We start from the raw sequence: 23,202 nt of genomic DNA, 5'->3' as shown, positions 1-23,202 counted from the left end.
GGCGTTTCGGTCCACAGGGCTGTGACCTGGCTTTTGTTCTCCACCGCCGGTCAGTTCGGGGCTGTCGGGTTCGGATTGTCGACGAGCGTGCAACCGGTGGAGCCGTAGCTGTGAACAGCAGCCACCGCCGTACACCTTGGCTGGCGACGCGTAGCCGATGACTGCCCGGAAACCGGCCGCGCGCCGACGCGAGTGAAGGCGAGCTGCCGTCAGCACCCTGCCCGCGGCGCCTGATCGTGGACGCGGCCGACGGTGATGTGGCGGCCGCGGTGAAGGGTCGACTCATCGACATCGGCCGCATGCGCCCTGAAGCTGTGATCGCCAACAAACCCCCTCCGGGCGTCGACATCCAGAGGGTGAGGCCTCTGTGGCCGCCGTCACATCGCCCGTCGTTCAGGTTTCGTTTCCCATGAATTTCCTTCTGCTTCCCTTGTCGTTCCAGGAAATGATCAAGGTCCGGTTAATTCGCGGATCGACCTTGACGATCAATGGTCAGAGTGCGTGATGATTGCACCACTTGGGGACTTGGGGCTCACGGGGGGCTGTAGTGCGACGTGTTTCGACGTATGGCCGAAGACCTTCGCTCAGAGGATGGGTGAGTCTCCTTACCGTCCTGGCGGTGGCCATGGGGACGCTCAATGCGATTCCTGCTTCCGCCATCTCCACCGAGGTCGCCGTTGAAGGTCGGAATTCCCAGACGGGCCTGTCCGACGCGCAGAAAGCGGCCCAGGAAGCAGTCGAGAGCGGCGAACGCGTCGAGGTGCAGAGCGAGCGCACCGAATACGCCACCACCTATGCCAACCCGGACGGCTTCACCTTCTCCCTCAGCCTGTCCACCGTGCCGGTCCGCGCTCGGCAGTCCGACGGCTCCTGGGCAGAGCCCGACGCTACGCTGGAGCGCCGCACCGACGGCACCGTCGGCCCCAGAGCGACCGTCGTGGACGTCTCCTTCTCCGGCGGCGGCGACGGCGCCGACCTCGTGACCGTCGCCGAAGGCGACCGCTCTCTGACCGTCGGCTGGCCGGGCACCCTGCCCGAACCGACCCTCGACGGAGCGTCGGCCGTCTACCCCGAGGTGCTGCCGGGTGTGGACCTCAGGATGACCGCGACCACCGACGGCTACCGCGAGGTGCTCGTCGTCAAGACGCCCGAGGCCGCGGCGAGCGAGGAGCTGAGGAAGCTCGACTTCCCCGTACGGGTCCAGGGGCTGACCCTGAGCCAGGGCGCGGGTGGCGGTCTGAACGCCCTCGACGACAACGGCAACGCCGTCTTCCGTGCGCCGACCGCACGCCAGTGGGACTCCGCGGGCGACGCCGAGACGGCCGTAACATCCGGGGCGTCCACGATGTCCCTGGCCGCGGCGGACGAACAGGTCCCCGCAGATGGCGACCACACCCCCGACCCGGCGGCCGGGCCCAGCGACGGGGACGCCTTCGCAGTGCTGCCGGTCACGGCGGACGCCGACTCCATTACCGTCGTACCCGACACCGCCCTGCTGACCGGCCAGGACACGGTCTACCCGCTCTACATCGACCCCGACGTCTCCTGGAACGAGTCCGAGCGCACACTCCTGTCCTCCGACGGCGACACCTTCTACAACTTCTCCGGCGGCGACGACGGCGAGGGCATCGGTTACTGCGGCACCTATGTGACCGGCGGCTATGCCTACGTCTGCGGTTCCGGCTACAAGCAGCGCATGTACTTCGAGTTCGCGCCGACCGCGCTGCGCGGCAAGCGGGTGCTGGACGCCACATTCCGGGTGACCGAGCGCTGGTCGATGTCGTGCACGCACACCACCGTGCAGTTGGTGCGGACCCCGAACATCTCCTCGGCGACTCGGTGACCGGGCCCGACCAGCAACTGGGACATCATGGGCGACCGCACCGTGTCGGCCGGCCGCGGCACCGCCTGCGACCCGAGCCAGCCCGACGCGCCCATCGAGTTCAACGACGACCCGGCGCAGAGCTACGAGAACCTCACCAGCACGGTGAAGTCCTTCGCGGCCGGCGACTTCTCCCGTCTCACGCTGATGCTGAAGGCGTACAACGAGTCGGACCCCAACGGCTGGAAGCGGTTCGACGACGACGCCGTGCTCGACGTCGACTACGTGGGCGTCCCAGCCCCGCCCACCAGCCCCGGCGTCCTGTCCGGGGAGATCTCCTCGTGCGAGACGGACGCGGGCGACCCCGCCGTCCTGTCGGACCCCACACCTACGTTCAGTGCGGTCGCCCAGACCCTCGCCGGCGGCGAGTCCGAGGCGAACCTGCGCACCCGCTTCTACGTGCAGAAGAAGAACAGCGACAACACCTGGAGCGTGGTCACCGAACCGGTGCGCCCGGTCAGCCCCGGCTACACGGGTGACGGCAAGAAGGTGGACGTCAGTTCGCCGGTGACGCTGGCGGACGGCGGGACCTACCGGATGGCCGTGTTCACCCGCTCCTACTACAACAGCGGCAACAGCTACCTGGAGTCGCACAGCACGGTGACGACCAAGGGCTGGTGCTACTTCAAGGTCGACACGACCGCGCCCAAGGCCCCGGTGATCACCTTCGGCACTCCGTACTCCGCGTGTACGGCCAACGACTGCCCGCCGGCCGGCGGCCCCGGAGTGAAGGGCACGTTCACCTTCGCCCCGGCGTCCGGCGACACGTCCACCGTCGTCGGCTACCGCTACAAGCTGTCCTCGTCCGCTTCCTGGTCGCCCACGGTCTCCGGTACGACGGTGCAAAAGGCGATCGCACCGGACCTGGCCGGCACCCAAGTGCTCCAGGTGCGGGCGCTGGACAACGTGGGCAGCGGACGCTGGGGAGCCATCGCGAGCGTCAAGTTCAACGTGCAGGAGGGCCAAGGAGCCACCGGGCGCTGGCACTTCAACGACAGTGCGGTCGGCTCCGGCGAGACCCTCGCCGCCGACTCCACGACGACCGCGGGCACCCGCCACCCGGCCACCCTGTACACCACCGGCGCCGGCTGGTCCGGCTGGGGCCGCCGCGGCTCCAGTGACCGCTCGCTGTGGCTGAACGACACCTCCGACACCACCCGGCAGTCGGGCTATGCGGCGACTACTTCGGCGGCCGTCAACACCCAGTCCTCGTACACGGTCTCCGCCTGGGCGTACCTGACGGAGAACACCGAGTACCGGGCCGTCCTGTCCCAGACCGGCACCGACCACTCCGGTTTCGTCCTCTACTGGTCGGCGGGCGTCAAGCGCTGGGTCTTCCGCTTCGACTGGACCGACAGCACCGGCACCCGGCGCTACGTCACCAAGAACGCGTCGGCCGAGGGCCCCGCACTGAAGGTGTGGACCCACGTCGCCGCCGTCTACGACGCCGATGACAAGAACATCCAGTTGTACGTCAACGGACGCGCGCAGGGCTCCCCGGTGGCCGTCCCGGCCGGAGGCGAGAAGCAGACCCCGGACGGGACGCTGCAGTTCGGCCGAGCAAGCTACGTCTACGGCGATTACACGCAGTACTGGAAGGGCCGTATCGACGAGGTCGCCGTCTTCCAGGAGGCCCTCACGCCCGCCGCCGTCGCCACGGAGGCCAGGCTGCTGGATGCCACCGACACGACGACGGCCACCGAGATGGTCGCGGCCTGGAACCCGGAGGGGGCGAGCGGCACCACGCTCGTCGACACCGTCACCGGCTACGGCAGGTCGCTGACGCTGACCGGAGGCGCCTCTCTCGACGGCAAGGCGATCGTGCTGGACGGCACCGACGCCGCCACCACCACCGTCGGACCGGTTGTCGACGACACCGGCTCCTTCACGGTCACGACCGAGGTCGAGCTCGACCAGGCCGCCCTGAACGCCAAGGGCACCGGCTTCATCGGCCAGGTCCTCGGCCAGCGCACCGCCGACGGCTCCGCCTGGGGCCTGTGGTACGAGACGACCGGCACCGAGACCCGCTTCGACGACGACAACCCCTACGAAGTTCCCGTCGGCTTCTGGCGGTTCGGCCGCCTCGGCCCCGACGGCTTCACTGCCGTCGACTCCGACAACGCGGCCGTGGTCGGCAGCCGGGTGCGGCTGACCGGGGTGTACGACGCGCAGGCCGGCACCATCGCCCTCTACCTGGATTCGACCCAGAACGACACTGACACCCCGTATACGGCCGTGCTCGGATCCGGCGAACTGGCGGCCGGCAAGGGCTTCGTGGACAGCGCCTGGGGCCACTACCTGCCCGGCCGGATCTCCGACATCCGGATCTGGACGGGCGCGGCGGCCGACGGCACCCAGCTCGACACCATGATCGGCGGCTGACGGCCGCGCCCCTTCCCGTCCTCCGACTCCTTTTCCTCGGCTCTTTTCCCTCGGCTCTTTCTCCCTGGCCGCTTCCGTCGGCCGTGCCTTGACAGGGGTATGTCGTGAACACCGGTACCAGAGTGGTTTCTTGGCTGCGCGGCAGACGCGCCGGGATCGTGGTGACGCTGGCGGTCGCGCTGGCCACCGGGGCGTTGCCCGCCGCGACACCGGCGCAGGCGGCGAGCGGCGGTCTGGGCCGGCCGGACCTGCCCGAGCACCGGGACAGCGATGTCCGCGAGGTCACGGGGCTGGGCGCGAAGAAGGCCCGCGCGGCAGTCGCCGCGGCGCGCGAGAGGAACTCCGCCCAGGCCCGTCGGGCCACGGCCGAGCAGATCTCCACCTGGCCGAAGCCGGCCCGAGCGACCGTTGTCGTGCCCGGGAGCCGGTCGGGCCGTGCGACGACGAAGGCGGGCGGGCTGCCGGTCACGGTCGCCCGGGGCAGCGTGGGCAACGTGGCCGCCGGCGACGTGACGATCCGTGTGCTGGACCGCAAGGCCACCACCGCCACGGGCATCAAGGGCGTACTGCTTACCGCGACCGCCACCCGGCCGGGCCGAGCCCGTCTCACCCTGGACTACTCGGGGTTCGCCTCGGCGTACGGGGGTGGCTGGGCCGGTCGGCTCGGGTTGGTGCGGCTGCCGGAGTGCGCTCTGACGACACCCGAGAAGGCGGCGTGCCGCACACGTACCCCGTTGTCCGCGGACAACGAGACCGCCGAGCAGACCGTCTCCGCCGATGTGGCGATGGCCTCGGCCTCATCCGCCACCGTGCTGGCGCTGACCGCCGTCTCCGGCACGTCCACTTCGGGCGCCGGAGACTACTCGGCAACCCCGTTGTCCTCGTCCTCCACCTGGGAGGCGGGCGGCTCGTCCGGATCGTTCACCTGGTCGTACCCGCTGGACACACCGCCCGCCGCAGTGGGACCTCAGCCCGACCTCCAACTGTCCTACGACTCCGGAGGCATCGACGGCCGCACGGCCTCGACCAACAACCAGGCCACCCAGGTCGGTGAGGGCTTCGACCTCTCCTCCGGCTCCTACGTCGAGCGGTCCTACGGCTCCTGCGACAAGGACGGCCAGGACGGTAAGTCGGACCTGTGCTGGAAGTACGACAACGCCTCCCTCGTCCTCAACGGCAAGTCCAGCGAACTGGTCAAGGACGACACCACCGGCGTATGGCGATTGAAGAACGACGACGCCTCCACCGTCACCCGCTCCACCGGCGCCGACAACGGTGACGGCAACGGCGAGTACTGGACGGTCATCACCGGCGAGGGCACGAAGTACGTCTTCGGTCAGAACAAGCTCGCCGGCGCCGGCACGGAACGCACCAACTCGGTGTGGACCGTGCCCGTCTTCGGCGACGACTCCGGCGAACCCGGCTACGACCAGGGCTCAGCGTTCGCCAACCGCTCCGCCACCCAGGCCTGGCGCTGGAACCTCGACTACGTCGAGGACCTGAACGGCAACGCCATGACGTACTGGTACACGCCGGAGACCAACTACTACGGCAAGAACGGCGGCACCACCGCCACCACCGAGTACGTCCGCGGCGGCCACCTCGACAAGATCCTCTACGGGCAGCGCGCCGACGCCCTGTTCACCGGCGTCACCTCCGACAAAGTCACCTTCACCTACGAGGAGCGCTGCACCGCCGCCGACTGCTCCGAGCTGAAGGACTCCACGTCCGACAACTGGCCGGACGTGCCGTTCGACGCAATCTGCAAGAAGGACACCGACTGCGATGTGCGCGGCCCGTTCTTCTTCACCCGCAAACGGCTCGCCCAGGTCGACACCTACGCCTGGTCGGCGGCCTCCAGCACCTTCACCGCCGTCGACTCATGGGCGTTCACGCAGCAGTTCCTGGACGGCGGTGACATCGGCGACACCAGTGACCAGACGCTGGTGCTCAAGAGCTTGCGGCACACCGGCAGGAACGGCACCGCCGTCACCCTGCCACCGGTGACCTTCACGTACCAGATGCGTGAGAACCGCGTCGACGCCACCGACGACATCCTGCCGCTGAGCCGCCCGCGCATCGAGAGCGTCACCTCCGAGACCGGTTCGATCACCCGGGTCACGCTCTCCGAGCCGGAGTGCGTGCGCGGCTCGAACCTCCCGAGTGCGGCCGACCACAACTCCACCTTCTGCTATCCGCAGTTCTGGAACATCAACGGCGCCGAGGAGGCGTCGATCGACTGGTTCCACAAGTACCGCGTGCTGGCCGTCGTGGTCTCCGACCCGACAGGTCTGAACGATGCCGTGGAGTACCAGTACTCCTACGCCGATCCCGCCTGGCACTACGACGACAACCCGTTCACCCCCGCCGACGAACGCACCTGGTCGGTCTTCCGCGGCTACGGCCAGGTCACCGCCACCAAGGGGACGGGATCCACCCGGAGCAAGACCGTCTCGGTCTACCTCCAGGGCATGAACGGCGACCGGCTGCTCGACGCGGACGGCAAGCTCGACGTGAGCAACCGCCGCTCCGCCGCAGTCGAGGGCGTCGACGTCGGCGGTCTGGACGTGGCCGGCCAGACCGACAGCGAGCCGTACGCCGGCTTCCTGCGCGAGAAGATCACCTACGACGGTTCGACACCGGTCGGCGTCACCGTCCACGACCCCTGGTCCAAGAAGACGGCCACCCAGCACAAGTCGTACACGGACACCGAGGCCTACTACGTACGCGAGGCCAAGGCGTACACCCACACCCATCTGACCGCCCTCGCGAAGTGGCGCACCCGCACCTCCACGACCACCTACGACGACTACGGCATGGCCGCCACCGTCGACGACTCGGGCGACACCGCCAAGTCGGGCGACGAGACCTGCACCCGTAACTGGTACGCCCGCAACGACGGCCTGGGCATCACCGCCCTGCCCTCCCGCACCAGAGTCGTGGGCCGGCCCTGCTCCGTCTCCGAGACCGCACTGAATCTGCCGACGGCCGCCGCGAGCCCGGGCGACGTGCTCTCCGACACCGCGACCGTCTACGACAACACCTCGGCGACCGCATGGAGCGCCGCCCAGACCCCGACGCTGGGGCTGGCCACCTGGAAGGGCCGCGCCTCGGCCTACCCCACCACGGCGACCAACGGCGAGCGAACTCCCACCTCCTGGCAGACCGTCAGCAAAACTGCTTACGACACCTCGACGACCAAACTCGGCCGTCCCATATCCGTCACCGATGCCGCCGGCAACACCACCGGCGCCGCCTACACACCCACCGACGCCGGCCCGCTGACCCGGACGGTGATCACCAACGCCAAGAGCCAGAAGAGCTACACCTATCTGGACCCGGCGCGCGGCTCCAAGACCAAGGTCTACGACGTCAACACGAAGCTGACCGAGAGCGAGTACGACGCGCTGGGCCGGATCACCTCGGTGTGGTTGCCCAACCGCTCGCATTCTTCCGAACAGGCGGCGAACTACACGTACGCCTACTCGGTCGATCCCGACGCCCCCTCCTGGACGTCGACCTCGACCCTGAAGGCGGACGGCAACACCTACAACACCGTCTACAGCCTCTACGACGCGCTGCTGCGGCCCCTGCAGACCCAGTCCCCGAGCCCGCTCGGCGGCCGACTGCTGACCGACACCCGCTACGACAGCCGCGGCCTGGCCTACGAGGCCTACGCGCAGATCTTCGACCAGGACAAGACCCCGAACGGGACCTACACGCGCGCCGAGTACGGCGAGGCCGCGCAGCAGACCGCGACCACCTTCGACGGCGCCGAACGGCCCACCGGCAGCTCGCTCTACGTCTACGGCGTCAAGCGCTGGACCACCTCGACCGGATACACCGGCGACTCCACCGCGACCACCGCTCCGTCCGGTGGCTCCGCGACCCGGGTGATCACCGACGCACTCGGCCGCACCGTCGAGCGGCGTGAGTACGCCGGCGCCTCCCCCGCGGACTCCGCCTACGGTTCCGGCCCCGGTTCCGCCTACACCTCTACGTCCTTCACCTACACCCCGGACGGCAAGGAGTCGACGGTCACCGGCCCCGACGGCTCCGGCTGGTCCTACGGCTACGACCTCTACGGCCGCAAGGTCACCTCCACCGACCCTGACAAGGGGAAGACCACCACCGGCTACACCGACGCCGACCAGGTCTCATGGGTCAAGGACGCGGCCGGACGCGCGTCGATCTCCGCGTACGACACCCTCGGCCGGGTCTCCGGCACCTGGAGCGCACCGGCCACCGCCGACCTGACCTCCACCGCGGAAGAACGGGTCGCCGCCAACCAGCTGACGGCCTACACCTACGACACCGCGGCCAAGGGGCAGTTGGACACCGCCGTCCGCTACGTCGGCGGCAGTTCGGGCACGGCCTACACCAAGAAGATCACCGCCTATGACGCCCTGTACCGCCCCACCGGCACCCAGGTCGTCCTGCCCGCCGGAGACGCCCTGGTCACCTCGGGAGCGGTCCCCTCCACCACGCTCGACTTCACCTCCTACTACAACGTCGACGGCACCAGGCAGTACACCAAGGAGCCCGCCGCCGGCGGCCTGGCGGCCGAGCAGATCAACAACGAGTACAACGGCGTAGGCCTGCCCACCACCGTCTCCGGGGCCAGCGGCTACGTCCTCGGCACCAGCTACTCCGCCCTCGGCGAGACCGAGCAGCTGACCCTGGGCACCTCCGCGGCCACCGGCACCAAGAAGGCGTACATCACCAACACCTTCGAGGAGGGCACCGGCCGCCTCAAACAGTCCGCGGTCACCGACCAGACCCACGGATACGAGCTCCAGGAGCTCAACTACGCCTACGACGACGCGGGCAACGTCACCTCCGTCCTCGACCCCACCACCCTGGGAGGGACGTCGGCGGCGGACAACCAGTGCTTCGCCTACGACGGCCACCAGCGGCTGACCGAGGCCTGGACGCCCAGGACCGCCGACTGCTCGGCCACCGGCCGCACCACGGCCAACCTGGGCGGGGCGAGCCCCTACTGGACCACGTACGCGTACCAGGACTCCGGTCTGCGCTCCACCGAGACCGTTCATGGCGCCGGCGGCGACACCAAGAAGACCTACTGCTACGACGGCACCCGCACACACGCCCTGGCGGCGGTCACCACGGCCGCCTCCTGCACCGGCGTGACGCCCACCTACGCCTACGACACGACCGGGAACACCACCACCCGCCCCGACGGGAGCGCCACCCAGTCCCTCGTCTGGAACGAGGAGGGCGACCTCGGCAAGCTCGTCGAGGGCAGCAGTACCACCGGCTACGTCTACGACGCCGACGGCAGCCTGCTGATCCGGCGCAACACCGCCGGCGAGACAGTCCTCTACCTGGGCGCCACCGAGGTCCACCTCGACACCAGCACCTCCACCACGAAGTACTGGGCGCAGCGCTACTACACCGCCGGCGACTCCACCGTCGCCCTGCGCAGCAACAAGTCCGGCGCCAACACGCTGACCTGGCTCGCCGCGGACCGGCACGGCACCTCCGCGCTGGCCGTCGAGTCGACCACGCAGGCCGTCACCAAGCGCTACATGACACCGTTCGGCGCGAACCGTCCCGGTGGCGCCGGCAGCTGGGCGGACGACAAGGGCTTCCTCGGCAAGACAGCCGACTCGGGCACCGGCCTTACCCACTTGGGAGCCCGTGAGTACGACCCGGTCACCGGCCGCTTCATCAGCGTCGACCCGATCCTGACCACAGACCAGGCCCAGTCGCTCAACGGCTACACCTACGCCAACAACAACCCGGTCACCCACTCGGACCCGACCGGTCTGGAGTCCTGCTATCCCCACTACTGCTCGGGCAGCAACGGCACCTACGGGACGTACAAGCCGCAGAACGACCCGGAGTCCGACCAGTACGACGGGTCGAGCCACGACGGCCCCGCATCCCCGGCGCCGGCAGCGGCCACCGGCAACAAGACGACCAGGCACGACCAGGCCCGCGACCGGGCCATCAAGGTGATCCAGATGCAGGTCAAGGCCCTCGGGGTGAAGAACTTCAAGATCTACACGTCGATGCAGGTACCGGGTGCGAGCAAGAAGTGCATGCACCCCGGCAGGAACGTCGGGGCGTCGTGCAGCTACGGCGTGCCGGACATCGTCGGCTACGACGCCAATCACGACGTCTACTACGTCTGGGAGGTCAAGTCCGCGGGCGTGGCGTCCAAGGCCGTACCCGAGGCCCAGTGGTACGCCAACCGCATGCGCGCCGACGGGAAGAACACGGTGCTGGGATGGACCATCGGCGGCCCGTACAACGTGGTGAACGGCGACAAGGTGATCGGCCCGGAACCGGGCGCGGTCATCTACGGCAGACCCAACAACAAGAAGTTCAAGCGCGTGCTGAGTTCCAGCCCCGCGGCGGCCCAGCAGCAGGCCCAGGCCGCGCCCCAGCCCACTCCCACACCCGGGCCCGGACCGGGACCCTATCCGGGGACGATCGACCAGCCCGGACTGGGTATCGTGCCCCAGGCGACGGACGGAGTGAATCAGTGGCCGTTGCTGGTACCCATCGTCATCGTGGCAGCGCCGGTGGTCGTCGAGGGAGGCGGTGCGGCGGCCACGGTATCGGTGAGCGCGACCGTCGCCGCGAGTCTCTTCGAACTGGCGGCGTGAGAAGGAAGCGGCGGACATGAATCCCCTTGACACCCTCATCAAACAGCATGTGGTTCCGGTCATGAAGACGGCCGGATTCACCAGGAAGGGCAGAGCCTTCCGGCTCGCGGCCGAGAACGGCGATCACCTGTTCCTGCAGTTCGACACCCATGCGGTCGACCCGGGCCGACACGTCTTCGACGTCACCTTCTGGGTCGTACCCCTGCCGTACTGGCAATTCCTCAAGCGGCAGTACGCCGAGCCGCCGGCACCCGATGCCAGCGGCGCTCTGGCCAACTGCCCGGTGATGCCGCCGGCATCGGTCGCCCACGAGCCGGACGAGGAGATGCCGTTCCGGTCGCGGTGGGCGTTCACGGAGCCGACGACGCGGGATCTGTGCGGGCGGGAACTGGCTCGCGTCCTCGTCGAGGACGACCTTCCGCGGATGACGCGGCTGCTCGACCGCGGGACCCTCCTGGCGGAGACCCGGACCAACCCGAACGGCGACCTGGTCAGGATGTGGGGCGCCGTACAGAGCGAGATCGTGCTCCGTGTCGACGACGACCCGGTCGAGGACGTGGCCGCGCTGGTCGACAAGGCGGAGGCGGACGGGGTCTTCCCGGCCTTCGTCGTCTGGGCGCGACAGCGGTTGCGGGAGCGCGTGGCGGGGGAGACCTGACATGGGCTTCTGGGGCTCCTACGTCGTGTGCCGCAGCCAAACCCCGCTCGACGGCATCCATGCCGTCGTCGAACGGCACGACGGCATCGACGAGCACGAACACCGCCCCGGCGGCTGGCAGATCGGCCGCTGCCCGGGCCCCGAACTCGCCGACGACGGTCCGGCCCTGCTCGCCGAACTGGCCGACGAGACGGGCGCGCCGGCGCTGACCGGCTTCGTACTGGACAGCGACACCGTCTTCGTCGAGGGCTTCTCCGCCGGGGGCGGCCACTGGCGGGCCTGTCTGGTCCGGGAGGCCGCCGAGGCCTACTGCGAGGACGACGAAGAGGATTTCGACGCCGAGTTCCCGCCCCCGGAGGCGGCCGCACACGCCGCTGCCGTCTGGGCGAGGGAGGCCGGCCTCCTACCTGATCCGTCCGGCCTCCTGGAGGTGTTCGCCGTGGAGGACGCCTTTTTCGCGGAGGAACTGTTCTTCCGGCTGCTGGACCTGCTGGGCATCGGGCCGGCCGAGCAATGAAGCCGTCGAGAAACCGCCGCGCACGCCAGGACCGAGTACCGGAACGCCCGCGAAGGCTCCCCGTACGCCCACCGCCGAGCCCTCGCCCCGGCCGACCGGTATCTACTCGCCAGGATCACTCACGGGTGTCTACGACATCGACGCCCGTGGGTACGGACTGGCGGTCGCCGTCGCGGGTGTGGCGACGGGAGTCGTTGTCGGCGCGGGGAACATCCTGCCCAAAGGGCCGGTCCACGTCCCCGGAGGCGCCTGCTGAGGCGCCAGCAAGGTGAGCGACATGGACGTCTGCATTGCCCGTGACCTGTGGAGGTGCGTCAACGCATGTGAGTAGGTGCCGAGGTGCAGCATGGATGCCCTGGGGTGGCCGGCCGGTGGCCAGACGCCTTTGGACGGTCCAGCATGGGGTGGCACTGGTCAACCTGTTGCGTGTGCGAAGTCCCTGAGGGCGAAACCAGCCGCCGGGTGCCCGTGAACGTGCAGGTCAGAGCGTGATCGCTCCCTGGGTGGGACAGGCCCCGGCGTACAGCCCGACTCGTCTGCCGCCCCGTGAACACGCTGAGTGACAGATCGGGGCCGTCGTGACCCACGAGCCCCATTTGCCGGGGTATGGACGCGGTGATCTACTCGAAGAGTAGGTGCTTGTTCGAGCACCGGCCCGGCAACCCCACGAAGCAGAGCGCAGAATGCCGCCGCGTGGCGCACCGGGAGGAGGCGGGACGCGTCGTCGACGGTCGCCGGTTTCCCCAGTTCGCGTGGTGAGTTCGCATGGTGGCTGCAAGCTGTGCCGTTCAGCTTCAGGAGAGGAACGCGGTGATGGCATCCTCAGCCGACAGCAACCATCCCAGGCGAGGTCTGCGCCACGATCTCGCCGCGGCGGCAGCCGGTCTCGGCCAAGCGGCGGCCGCCACCGGAAAGGCCACCGCGGCGGCCGTACGTCATCCGGGGGACACCATCGACCGCGCCAGGAAGGTGACGCGGGCCCTGCCCGTGGCATGGCACTCGGTGAAGCCGGCGCTGACCGGCCGGGTGGACGACTGGCGCCGCGAGTACGCGTACACGTTGGGGGAGCAGGCCTTCATCTATGGCTTCCCCTACATCTACAACGCAGAGCTCCGCCACCGTTGGGTGACCCAGAGGCCGGAGACGAAAACGACGCCCCACATGGCCGTCAACCACTTCTGGCATGCGAGCAGACTCTGGGACGTCTCGGACAGGGAGGGCGTGTCACCCAACATCGACACGCTGTATTCCTGGGCGTGGGTGGACCTGCGCGAGGAGCCCCTCATTCTCTCGCATCCGGACATGGGCGCCCGCTACTTCACCTTCGAACTGGTCGCTTTCACCTCCGACAACTACGACTACGTGGGCATGCGGGCGACCGGATCGCAGGCCGGTGACTTCGCCCTCATCGGCCCGGGCTGGAGCGGGCACCTCCCGGAGGGCGTGCGCCGCACGGCGACCGCCCCCACCCCGTGGGTCCTGATCGTCGGGCGAACCCTCGTCGAGGGCGAGGAGGACCTCCCGGCCGTCCACGCGCTGCAGCAGCAGTACCGGCTGACGCCGCTCCACCTGTTCGGCAAGGAGGGCGCCGCGCTCCCGGAACGCCGCGACGTACCGGTACCGGTCGACCCCGCCGAGGATCCGCTCGGTCCGTGGAAGACACTCAACGCGGCGCTCGCCGAGAACCCTCTGCCGAAGCACCACGATGTCCTGCTCCGGCAGTTCGCGGAGATCGGCATCGGCCCGGGGCTGGACGTCGAGGCACAGCCGGAGCCGGTGAAGGAGGGCCTGATCCGGGCCGCCGCCACCGCTGTGCCCATGCTCGAACAGCAGCTGCTCAGCGGCCAGTGGGCCGAGCTGGTCAACGGCTGGCGCTACCCTCACGGGGAGGTCGGGCACTACGGGGACGACTTTCTCAGGCGGGCCGCGGAGCAGTCCCTGGTGGGCATCGCCGTCAACGATCCCGAGGAAGCGGTCTACCTGACGGCCTTCACCGACGACGCTGACGAGACGCTGACCACCGGCCGCTACGAGCTGCGCTTCGAGGCGGGGACGCTGCCCCCGGTAGACGCGTTCTGGTCGCTGACCGCCTACGACGAGGACCGGAACCTGGTCCCGAACCCGATCAACCGGTACTCCGTCGGAGACCGCACCCGAGGGTTGGTCACAGACGACGACGGGGGTTTGACCCTCTATCTGCAGCCGGACTCGCCGGGGCCGGAGCGGGAGTCCAACTGGCTGCCCACGCCGCAGCAGGGCATCTGGTACGCCGCGCTGCGCATGTATCTCCCACGCCCCGAGGTCATCGACGCGCGATGGCAGTGCCCGCCCGTCAACCGCGTCGGTTGACGGAAGGCGGCCCATGGCCCCGAAGTTCCGCACCACCTCCCCGTGTCGGCGCGGAACGAGGGACTCACGTTACTGATCACCGGGTGCCGCAGGCTCCTGGTACCGAACGACTTCTCCCCTGCCTTCTGTGACGCCCACAGGGAACGGAACTCCTCACTGCGGCGGCTCGGGCCGGTGACGATCCGGGCCAGCCGCGCGTCACCGGGACGGCGTCCGGCGGAAGGCGTAAGAACCCCACGGTCTGGCAGGCCACGTCACCCCACCGCCGGTACGACTCCCGCGCGACGGCGTCCAGGAACACGTGCCCGGCGAGGTCGAGCCGCCCGGCGGGCATCCAGCTCGGGGCGCCCACGATGGCACGGGCCAGGTGGTCGGCGGCCAGGACGCCCATCGTGGGACCAAGGACAACGCCGACCGTCAGGTACGGCTGAGCTTCCTCGGCTGACGCAGGTGCCGGACGGAGACCTCGCGTGCCGGTCCCGGCGAGGTCGGGAAGGGGGGCGGCGAGCTGGTCACGATCCGTACCTCCTGATCCGTACCTCCTACCGGCACGGCGCCCACCGGCACGGCGGCCGCGGCCTGCGCGCTGCGGCATTCCCTCACGGTCCGTGTTCACCGCGCGATCCGCCGGTGTGGGCGAAGCGACCTCCGGTGTTATTCAATGAGGTGTGCGGTCGGGGATCTCGGGGTCCCGTCGCACGGATCCGAGTACGGCCCCGGTGCTGTGCCGGGGATTGCCGAGAGAGCCGCATGGACTCCACACCGTCTCCGTCGTCGCCCTTCGAGCTGGTGAGCAGCGCCCTGGGGCGCTACATCCCGCGCGGCGGAGCGGCAGCCGCCGAGGAGCAGGACGACCGCGCCGCCCGCCGACGCGTGCCCGACGACCCGGAAGCCGGCCGGCAGGATCAGATTCTCGGTGCGGTCAACCTGGACCGGGATCTGAGGATCACCCGCTGCAATCTGGACGCCCCCGTGTTCGCGGGCCTGGAAGCCGAGGTCGGAAGTCTTTTCGTCGATCTCCTGCCCTCCGGGGACGTACCGACGGTCACACGGCGGTTGCGGCAGGTTCTGGAGACCGGTGAGGCGCACGTCGCCCGGATCCAGCGCCTGCGGCGTGGCGACGGGTCGGAGCTGGTGGTCTCCCTGAGCATCCTGCCCGCCGCGGCGACCGAGGAGGGCCTGACCGTCTCCTTGATCGCCATGGCCAGGAGGCTGCACCTGTACGCCGCCGAGACCGCGATCGGCACGTCGCTGGACATCGGCGAGACCGCGCAGTCGCTGGCCCAGTCACTGCTGGCCTGGGGAGATGTGGCTGCCGTCGACCTCGACTTCGCCGTGTGGACGGGCGAGGGAGTCACCGGGCAGGCGCCGGGGCGCATCCGGCTCCGGCGGGCGGCTCTCGTGCCGGACCGCGCGTGGCCCGACGGCTATGCGACGCCGGGTGACGATCTCCCCGGCGATGCGAGCCGCCTGCTGGCGCAGGCGGTACGGCGGGACGACGCCCCGCAGACGATCGTCATACCCGACCGGGAAACGGTCGAGCGGGTACTCGGCAGCCCGCGCGTGGTGCGCGCCCTGGTGCCCGGCGACCGGTCGGCGGGCGTGGCGTGCATCCCGCTGGTGCTGGACGGCACGCCGCCCGTCGTGCTGGGCGTGGCGGAGGTCTGGCGGCGGGCGGACTGTCCCTTCCGCGACAGCGAGTTGCTGGACCTGCAGGAACTGGTGGCCAGGACCGCCCATCACGTCGATCTGGCCCGCCAGCACCAGCGCGAGCACACCCAGGTCCTGGCGTTGCAGCGCCGGCTGCTGCCCCGGACCGGCGGCGACACCATCGCGGTTGCCAGCATCTACCAGCCCGCCACCCCCGACAGCGCCGGCGTCGGCGGCGACTGGGTGAACAGCTTTCCCCTGGCGGACGGCCGTACCGCGCTGGTGGTCGGTGACGTCGTCGGGCACGGTCTGGGGGCCGCGGCGACCATGGGCCAGCTGAGCATGGAGGCCCGCGCGCTGCTGTCCGCGGGGCTGGCGCCCGACGAGGTGCTGGAGCACCTGGACGAGACCGTGACGCTGCTGGACGACGCGGAGTCCGGGCTGACGGCCGGCTACAGCGCCCTCGGGTCGACCTGCTGCATCGTCCTCTACGACCCGGTCAGCCACCAGGTGACGCTGTCCAGCGCCGGCCACCTCCCGCCGGTCCTGGTGTCGCCGGACGGGCAGGCGGACCTGCTCGCGGTCCGCCCCCATCCCGGTCTCGGCGCCGAGTTCGCGCTGCGTGAGCCGTTCGACCTCCACACCTTCGACGCACCCCCGGGCTCCCTGCTCGCCCTCTACACCGACGGCCTGGTGGAGGATCCGGCCATGTCGATCGACGAGGGCATCGGCAGGCTGGCGGAGACCGTGTCCGCGGTGCACCCCTGGGACTCCCTGCAGCAGGCTGCGCGGCGGGTCGTCTCCGTGCTGGCGCCCGCGCGCCAGCGCGACGACGTGACCCTGCTGCTCGCCCGCACGATCGGCTACCGCAAGGGGGACACCGCGACCTGGCGGCTGCCCGCCCGCGACGACGCGCCCGCCCGCGCCCGCGCGCAGGTCTCCGCGCTGCTGCGGCAATGGCGCACCAGGGACGACACCCGCGACAACGTGTCGCTGCTGGTCAGCGAGCTGGTCACGAACGCGGTGCGCCACGCCACCGGTCCGATCACGGTACGGCTGATCAGGGCCGGCCACGGCCTGCTGTGCGAGGTGGGCGACACCGGCAACGGCAGGCCGCGTCTGAGCCTGGGCGGCCTCCTCGACGAAGGCGGTCGTGGCCTGCACATCGTGCACAGGCTCACCACCCGGTGGGGGGTGCGGTGGACGGAGACCGGCAAGGTGGTGTGGGCGACCGTCGTGAGGTGACACGGCCGGCGTACCGCGATGCTGCCGTGCTCCGCGAGCCGCCGCACCCGTTCGGCCCAGCACGCGGCCGCCGGGCCGGCTCCGGCCCGGCGTACCGGAGCGCGGTGTCGGTGCGGGTGGCGTGCGCGTCGGCCGGCACCACGGTCCGCACGGCGCTACTCGGCGGTGACGGCGGCGTGGCGCGGCCGGTGCCGCGGACGGCCCGTCGCCGCTGCGGTGGCGCGGGCCCGCCCTACAGCCACTCCCCTTCCAGGGCGGTGGCGGTGAGGCCCGGCGCCGCCGCGTACAGCACGGCGCGACTGCCCGGCTTCTGCCCGGCGTCGTGCGCCCGCCGCAGGATGTCGAACACGGCGGCGCCGCCACGATTGCCGCTGGTGTAGCTCTCCCTGCTGTGGTCCAGCAGTCCCGACGGCCAGGAGTCGGGCATCGTCTGTTCCATGTACTCCAGCACGCGGGTTCCGCCGGGGTGCGCCAGCAGCACGTCGGGGTGCCAGGAGGTGGGGTCGTCCTGGTAACGGACGCGCAGCCACTCCCACATCGCGGTCACCGTCTCCTGCACGGCCCGCGGCCCGCGACGGTCCATCACGAAGTGGGTGCCGTCCGCCCGCGTCTCCAGGCGGTGCAGGTCCTGTGTGCCGGGCAGGGTGTGGTGCCAGGCGGAGTCCAGCCGCAGCACCGACTCGCGCCGCGGCCGGCCCGTGACCACCGCGGCGACGGCGGTGTCCGCGAACAACAACCGGACGATCAGGGACTCGAGGGTGTCGTCCGCGGGCTGGTAGGTCGTGCTGAGCGCCTCCGCGATGACGACCAGGACCACCCGGTCGGGGTCCGCGGCCACGAGATCCGCCGCCAGCGCCAGCGAGCGGGTCCCCGCGACACAGGCCCACTGCGTGGCCGGGAGCAGCATCGTGTCGCTGCGGAGCGGGAGCTTGTTGGCCAGGGCGACGTCCAGGCCCGGCAGTGCCGGGGTGGTGGAGTGACTGGTGATCAGGCAGTCGACGTCCGCGGCCTCCAGTCCGGCGATCTGCAGGGCCCCGCGCGCCGCCCGCTCGCCGTAGGACTGCACGGCCTCCCAGGCCGGCGCGGTGCGTTCCTGGACGGTCTGCGGCCCGGGTATCGCCTCCAGGGTGGCGATCACCCGCTCCACGTCCTGCTGGGCGAAACCGGCGCGTGCCAAGGCCTCTTGGGCCGGTCCGGCGCCGACGGCCGGCAGGCCGCCGCCGTTGCCGGGCGCGACGGCGGTCTCCAGCGGCAGCATCCACCCGCGGGTCTCGATGCCCGTGCTCGCCGCGATGCCGTCGATGCGCGGCGCCCACGCCGCATGTGGATGCCGGTCGCGCACCTCCGCCACGATCTGGCTGGTCCGCACGGCGTGTTCGCCATGTATCACGGCAGGAGGGCAGAGGTAAGCGGCCATTGCGGGTCACCTTTCCAAGGGAACGAGCGGGAGTGTCACGAGTGCTGTGTCATGGGTCACTTCAGGATTCGGTGCCCAAGGCGTCGCCGGGGAGCTCCAGTTCGGGAGCCGGCATCTGTCTCGAGCATGGGTGATAAAAGGACATTTCCGCTGTGATGTAGACGACTTAGACGGTGCCCGGAGTGCGTGACACCGAACACACCGCTGGGACCTGCCCCGAGGCGGTTCCCCGGGGATTGCCTGACCTGTCGTCAGTCGGCGGTGACCGGTCGCCAAGCCGAGCAGGTCACGCCGAGAGGGACGGACCGTCCGGCATCGGCATGTCCTCCCGTGACGGGCCGTACCGCCGACCAGGCTCTGACTCCGCGGCGCTCCGGGCGGTGGCGGCGCCGGTGTGCCGCTCTGCGAAGATCCGCCCATGGATCGCACGCTCGCCCTCGCCGGACTCGACGACCGTCCCTGGCCGGAACTGGACCACGCCTACGGAAGCGCGGAGGACCTGCCCGCCCTCCTGCGCTCTCTCGCGGGCGACGACCCGGACACCGCGGACGACGCCCTGGACGAGCTGTACGGCAGCATCCTGCACCAGGGCACCGTCTACCCGGCGACCGCCGAAGCGGTGCCGTTCCTCGCCCGTCTCGCGGCGGCCGGCCACCGCAGCGCCGACCTCCTCGTCCTGCTCGGCGGCATCGCCGAGAGCACCGACGAGCACGGGGTGGCAGCGGGCGCCTGCCGCGCGGCGGTCGCCGGTCAACTCCCGTCCGTCCTGGACCTGACGGGCGCCGGGGAGGCGCGGGTGCGGCAGGCCGCCGTATGGGCGGCCGGGCACACCGCCGCCCCCGCCGAGGCGTGGCCCGTGCTGCGGCGACGGTGGGAGGAGGAGTCCGACGAGGTGGTCAGGGCGGAACTGGTGACCGCCCTGGTCCGGCTCGACCCGGCACGCGGCGCCCCGACGGCCCTGGCCGCCCTCGCGCCGGACGGTCCGCCCCGGCTGCGCGTCACCGCCGTCCTCGCCTGCCTGGCGGCGGACCTGCCGTGGGACACCCGGCAGCACGACGCCGTACTCGCCGCGCTGCCGGCCGAGGGCCTGGTTTCCGCGTTCGAGCAGTGCGAGCCCCTCCAGGCCGTGGTCGGCGGGCTGCTCCGGCGGGGCACGGCCGAGGACCGGGAGGCCGCCTTCGTACTGCTGGCGGACGCCCTGCGCGTTCCGACGCCGGACGTACGCGCCGAAGCCGTGTGGGCGGCGGACCACGCGTGCATGGTGTCCCGTTCCGCGCCCGCGCGGTTGCTGCCCGCGCTGCTCCCCCTGCTCGACGAACCGCAGCCGCCGCACGATGTGGTGACCCTGCTCGGCAAGGTCGCGGAGCAGGCGGGCGCCGCCGGTACCGCACTCGCCCGGCTCGCCGCGGGTGACGGAGACCTTGCCGACCGGGCACTCGCCGCGCTGGTGACGGCCGCCCCCGGCCCGGCGGCCCCGCTGCTCGCCGAGCGGCTGCCGGAACGCCCCCTGGCGCTGGCCGAGGCCGCCGGGGCCCGCGCACTCGGTACGGCCGTCAGCGCTCCCTTCCCTTACGACGCCGCACTGCTCGACGCGGTCCGACGGCGCCTCGCCGACCCCGGGGCCAAGGGGAACGAGCCCATCCATCTCGCCCTGCTGCTCGCCTCCTGGGGACAACGGGCTGCCCCCGCCGTCCCCGAACTGCTCGACGCGCTGCCGAGGATCCCGCTCGCCGGTCCCACCGCGCTGGCCGCGGTCTGCCCGCACGACGGCGAGCCCCGCACCCGCACGGTGGAGGCCCTGAGCGCGGCCGCCCTGCACGGTCCCGACGGGGGACGGCTGTCCGCGGCGCGTGCTCTGCACGGGCTGACGGGCGAGAGCGGACCACTGCTCACCGCGATACGCGCCGAACTGACCGGCGAGGGAAGGTGCTTGCGGGAGGCGGCCCGGCTCGTCACCGGTCTCGGGGAGGCCGCGGGGGAGCTCGTGCCCGCGATGCGCGACGCCCTGCGGGAACGGTCCGAGGGCCGGTCGGTCCCCCGGCTCGACGCCCTCGCGGAACTCGCCGCCGCGCTCTGGGACATCACGGGCGACGCCGCCACGGTGGTCCCGGTGTTCGACGCCGTCATCAGAGCCGACGGCGGCCCCTGGACCCGGTGGACGGCCCTGCGGACGGCGCGCCTCGCGGTCCGGCTGGGGCCCGCGGCCCGGCCGTTGCGCCCGGCGCTGGAGGATCTCCTCGCCACACCACTGCACGCACCGGCCGCGGTCCTCGCGTTGCTGGCCGCGCTCCCCGAGGAGGAACTGCGCGGCCCGTTGGAGCGCACCGCGCTGGCCGGGCAGGTACTGGACGCGGCGGAGTCCGACATCGACGCGGCCACCGCGTTCGATGCGCTGTCGGCGCTGGGCCGGGCCGCCCTGACCGGCGAACACCTGCACCGCGTCGAACGTCTGGGCCGGGGCGACCGGCGGGTGGTGACCGCAGGGATCGAGAACCGGATCATCCGCGCCGACGAGCAACTGGCCGCCCGCGCCCGCGAAACCCTCACGGCGCTCACGGCGGACGGGGCGGACACGGCGCCGTCCGGGCCGCCGGGGCAGGCGGCACAGTCATCCGGCCGGGGCTGACGCACGGTCACCACGGGGGAGCCTGCCCGTCCAGCGGAGCCTCCCGATGCCCGGACGGGCCGCCCGGCACGAGGACATGCCGGCCGAGTTCCACGCCGCGCAACAGGTCCGGAGCGTACTCGAGGAGACCGGCGCCGACAGCATCCCGGCCTCGGCCCGTCGGCACAGCGGCCCCGGGGTGCCGTTCAGCAGGCGGCGGCCAGGGCCGGCCGCGTGACGACGGCCGTCCGGAACGCGGGTGGCTCGACGACGACCGGTCCGGCGGCGGACGCGGCGGCCGCGGTCGGCCTGACCGAGACAGGAGCGGCTGTGGCCCGAGCGGCCGCGGCCGGCGTGGCCGCTCCGCCCTGCGCGGCCTCGGCCGTTCCGCTCCGCGCGCGGTCCGCGAACACGAACAGGCGCAGCACCACAAAGCGCCCCGTGCCCGCCAGGGCGGAGGCGCCCAGGTACACGGACTGCTGAGCGACGAGATCGGGTGACGACCGCACCGCGTACAGGACGAACACTGCGGCGGTGGTGACCCCGTACGCGGCGGTCGCCGAACCGGCGGACTGCAGGTGACGGCGCCACCCGGCGCGTCGTCCGGTGCCGAAGGTGAAGAAGGCGTGCAACTCGGTGCACACCAGGGTCGAGACCACGGTGATCACCGCGTTCGCCAGGGCCCAGGGAATCAGCGTGGCCACCAGCGGGACGGCGGCGCCGGAGAGGAGCCCGACCCCGCCGCCGCAGACCACGAACCGCACGAAGGAGCTCAACGGGCCGGGCGTCGTCGACGCAGCAGCCACCACCGCGGACCCCGCACCGGTCGCGCCACCCGTGCGCAGCGGCTCCTGCGCCGACTGCCGCCGCGGCTTCGGCTGAGGCATCGACAGGACGGGCGACGTCATCGCGGGTTCCTTCCGGGGTGATCGGACCTACTGGCACGCGGGCCTGGACACTTGGGCCACTTGGACTCCAACCCCACTGCAGAACCGCCGCGTCGAACGATGCCGTGTTCCCCTCATCGGCACGAGGGAGCAACCCACCGGACCGGAGGTGGGGCCTGCCCCACCACGACGGTGGGGCGGGCAGCCGGGAAACCCGTCTCCGGGCGGGCCCGCATCGCCCGTACGGACGTTCACGCAAGGCGCCCGCGCCGGCCCCGCCCGCCTTACGAGCGTCCCCCCGACGGCTTCCGGGTCTCCTGACGGACGAGCGACTCAACCGGCTCAACCGGCTCATCCCATGGTCTTCGCGCCGTCCAGGGACTCGCGGATGATGTCGGCGTGCCCCGCGTGCTGGGAGGTCTCGGCGATCACGTGCAGCAGCACCCGGCGGGCCGACCAGTGCTTGCCCGGCTCGAACCACGGCGCCGACGGCAGCGGGTGCGCCGCGTCGAGGTCGGGCAGTGACGCGACCAGTTCGTCGGTGCGGCGGGCCACCTCGGCGTACTCCTCCAGCACCCCCGCCAGCGTCTCGCCGGGCAGCATCCGGAACTCGTCGGCGCGTCGGGCGAAGTCCTCCTCGGTCATGTCGTCGAAGTCGCCCATCGCCGACGGGCCGTCCACGATGAAGGCGGCCCAGTTCCGCTCGACCGAGGTGACGTGCTTGATCAGGCCGCCGAGACACAGCTCGCCGGCGGTGGTCCGCAGCCCCGCCTGCTCGTCGGTCAGGCCGTTGGTGGTGAAGCGGAGGAAACCGCGGTGCTTGGCCAGGGTCTCCAGCAGGTCGGCGCGCTCCCCGGTGAGGGTCGGGGCGAGGGGGGCGGTGCTGTTCAGGGACATGGCGTGTCTCCGTCTCCGAGAGGTGTGTTCCGCGTTCGTGGACCACGTTAGGAGGGATACAGGTCAGGTCCTGTCCTA

General features: G+C 71.0%; 12 protein-coding genes and 1 pseudogene. 9 read left to right on the top strand and 4 right to left on the bottom strand.

Annotated elements, in window-relative coordinates; all coding sequences use genetic code 11:
• Positions 1-595: 595 nt before the first annotated feature.
• From ACIP5W_RS18870 to ACIP5W_RS18845, 6 genes are all read left to right on the top strand, one after another.
• Entirely contained in the window at positions 596-1,843 is a 1,248-nt protein-coding gene (locus ACIP5W_RS18870; protein WP_401474274.1) for a hypothetical protein, read from the top strand.
• Positions 1,844-1,870: 27 nt separating this feature from the next.
• Positions 1,871-4,264, top strand: a complete 2,394-nt coding sequence (locus ACIP5W_RS18865) for a LamG-like jellyroll fold domain-containing protein (RefSeq protein WP_401474271.1) — start codon at positions 1,871-1,873, stop codon at positions 4,262-4,264.
• Positions 4,265-4,368: 104 nt separating this feature from the next.
• Positions 4,369-10,899: an RHS repeat-associated core domain-containing protein gene (locus ACIP5W_RS18860; protein ID WP_401474268.1), complete on the top strand. Its 6,531-nt coding sequence runs from the start codon at positions 4,369-4,371 to the stop codon at positions 10,897-10,899.
• A 16-nt stretch (positions 10,900-10,915) separates the two neighbouring features.
• The gene (locus ACIP5W_RS18855; protein WP_401474265.1) at positions 10,916-11,557 is read left to right on the top strand and encodes a hypothetical protein; all 642 of its coding nucleotides are present in this window, start codon (positions 10,916-10,918) and stop codon (positions 11,555-11,557) included.
• A gap of 1 nt (position 11,558) precedes the next feature.
• The gene (locus tag ACIP5W_RS18850; RefSeq protein ID WP_401474262.1) at positions 11,559-12,074 is read left to right on the top strand and encodes a hypothetical protein; all 516 of its coding nucleotides are present in this window, start codon (positions 11,559-11,561) and stop codon (positions 12,072-12,074) included.
• A gap of 813 nt (positions 12,075-12,887) precedes the next feature.
• Complete coding sequence (locus tag ACIP5W_RS18845; RefSeq protein ID WP_401474259.1) at positions 12,888-14,423, top strand: DUF1254 domain-containing protein; 1,536 nt, start codon at positions 12,888-12,890, stop codon at positions 14,421-14,423.
• A gap of 134 nt (positions 14,424-14,557) precedes the next feature.
• Here ACIP5W_RS18845 and ACIP5W_RS18840 read toward each other — a convergent pair.
• Positions 14,558-14,775 (bottom strand): annotated as a pseudogene (locus ACIP5W_RS18840) (XRE family transcriptional regulator); the annotation flags it as partial.
• Here ACIP5W_RS18840 and ACIP5W_RS18835 point away from each other — a divergent pair.
• Together ACIP5W_RS18835 and ACIP5W_RS18830 are read left to right on the top strand one after the other, a co-directional pair.
• Positions 14,725-14,868, top strand: coding sequence for a hypothetical protein (locus ACIP5W_RS18835; RefSeq protein WP_401474478.1), 144 nt, complete (start codon positions 14,725-14,727; stop codon positions 14,866-14,868). The pseudogene ACIP5W_RS18840 and the gene ACIP5W_RS18835 sit on opposite strands and share 51 nt — an antisense overlap.
• A 305-nt stretch (positions 14,869-15,173) precedes the next feature.
• A complete protein-coding gene (locus tag ACIP5W_RS18830) occupies positions 15,174-17,318 on the top strand; it encodes a SpoIIE family protein phosphatase (protein WP_401474256.1) in 2,145 nt (714 codons plus the stop codon).
• A gap of 232 nt (positions 17,319-17,550) precedes the next feature.
• On the opposite strand, the gene ACIP5W_RS18825 is transcribed toward ACIP5W_RS18830, so the two are convergent.
• Entirely contained in the window at positions 17,551-18,735 is a 1,185-nt protein-coding gene (locus ACIP5W_RS18825; RefSeq protein WP_401474253.1) for a type III polyketide synthase, read from the bottom strand.
• Between the two features lie 418 nt (positions 18,736-19,153).
• On the opposite strand from ACIP5W_RS18825, the gene ACIP5W_RS18820 reads away from it, so the two are divergent.
• A complete protein-coding gene (locus ACIP5W_RS18820) occupies positions 19,154-21,361 on the top strand; it encodes a hypothetical protein (protein WP_401474250.1) in 2,208 nt (735 codons plus the stop codon).
• 185 nt (positions 21,362-21,546) lie between these two features.
• Here the strand turns inward: ACIP5W_RS18820 and ACIP5W_RS18815 are convergent, their stop codons facing one another.
• Together ACIP5W_RS18815 and ACIP5W_RS18810 are read right to left on the bottom strand one after the other, a co-directional pair.
• Positions 21,547-22,227 (bottom strand): GtrA family protein, encoded by a 681-nt coding sequence (locus ACIP5W_RS18815; protein WP_401474471.1) that lies wholly within the window; start codon positions 22,225-22,227, stop codon positions 21,547-21,549.
• A 351-nt stretch (positions 22,228-22,578) separates the two neighbouring features.
• Positions 22,579-23,124 carry a DinB family protein gene (locus ACIP5W_RS18810; protein WP_401474247.1) on the bottom strand — a complete coding sequence of 182 codons (546 nt, stop codon included), beginning with the start codon at positions 23,122-23,124 and terminating at the stop codon, positions 22,579-22,581.
• Between the last annotated feature and the right edge of the window lie 78 nt (positions 23,125-23,202).

This window comes from Streptomyces sp. NPDC088766 (assembly GCF_044750845.1).
Classification (GTDB): domain Bacteria; phylum Actinomycetota; class Actinomycetes; order Streptomycetales; family Streptomycetaceae; genus Streptomyces.
This window is presented reverse-complemented; position numbering and strand designations above follow the sequence as displayed.

Excerpts from the sequence above, each read along its gene's own strand:
- ACIP5W_RS18815 (WP_401474471.1), bottom strand. The coding sequence starts at position 22,227 with ATGCCTCAGCCGAAGCCGCGGCGGCAGTCGGCGCAGGAGCCGCTGCGC.
- ACIP5W_RS18855 (WP_401474265.1), top strand. The coding sequence starts at position 10,916 with ATGAATCCCCTTGACACCCTCATCAAACAGCATGTGGTTCCGGTCATG.
- ACIP5W_RS18825 (WP_401474253.1), bottom strand. The coding sequence starts at position 18,735 with ATGGCCGCTTACCTCTGCCCTCCTGCCGTGATACATGGCGAACACGCC.
- ACIP5W_RS18865 (WP_401474271.1), top strand. The coding sequence starts at position 1,871 with ATGGGCGACCGCACCGTGTCGGCCGGCCGCGGCACCGCCTGCGACCCG.
- ACIP5W_RS18845 (WP_401474259.1), top strand. The coding sequence starts at position 12,888 with ATGGCATCCTCAGCCGACAGCAACCATCCCAGGCGAGGTCTGCGCCAC.
- ACIP5W_RS18810 (WP_401474247.1), bottom strand. The coding sequence starts at position 23,124 with ATGTCCCTGAACAGCACCGCCCCCCTCGCCCCGACCCTCACCGGGGAG.
- ACIP5W_RS18820 (WP_401474250.1), top strand. The coding sequence starts at position 19,154 with ATGGATCGCACGCTCGCCCTCGCCGGACTCGACGACCGTCCCTGGCCG.
- ACIP5W_RS18850 (WP_401474262.1), top strand. The coding sequence starts at position 11,559 with ATGGGCTTCTGGGGCTCCTACGTCGTGTGCCGCAGCCAAACCCCGCTC.
- ACIP5W_RS18830 (WP_401474256.1), top strand. The coding sequence starts at position 15,174 with ATGGACTCCACACCGTCTCCGTCGTCGCCCTTCGAGCTGGTGAGCAGC.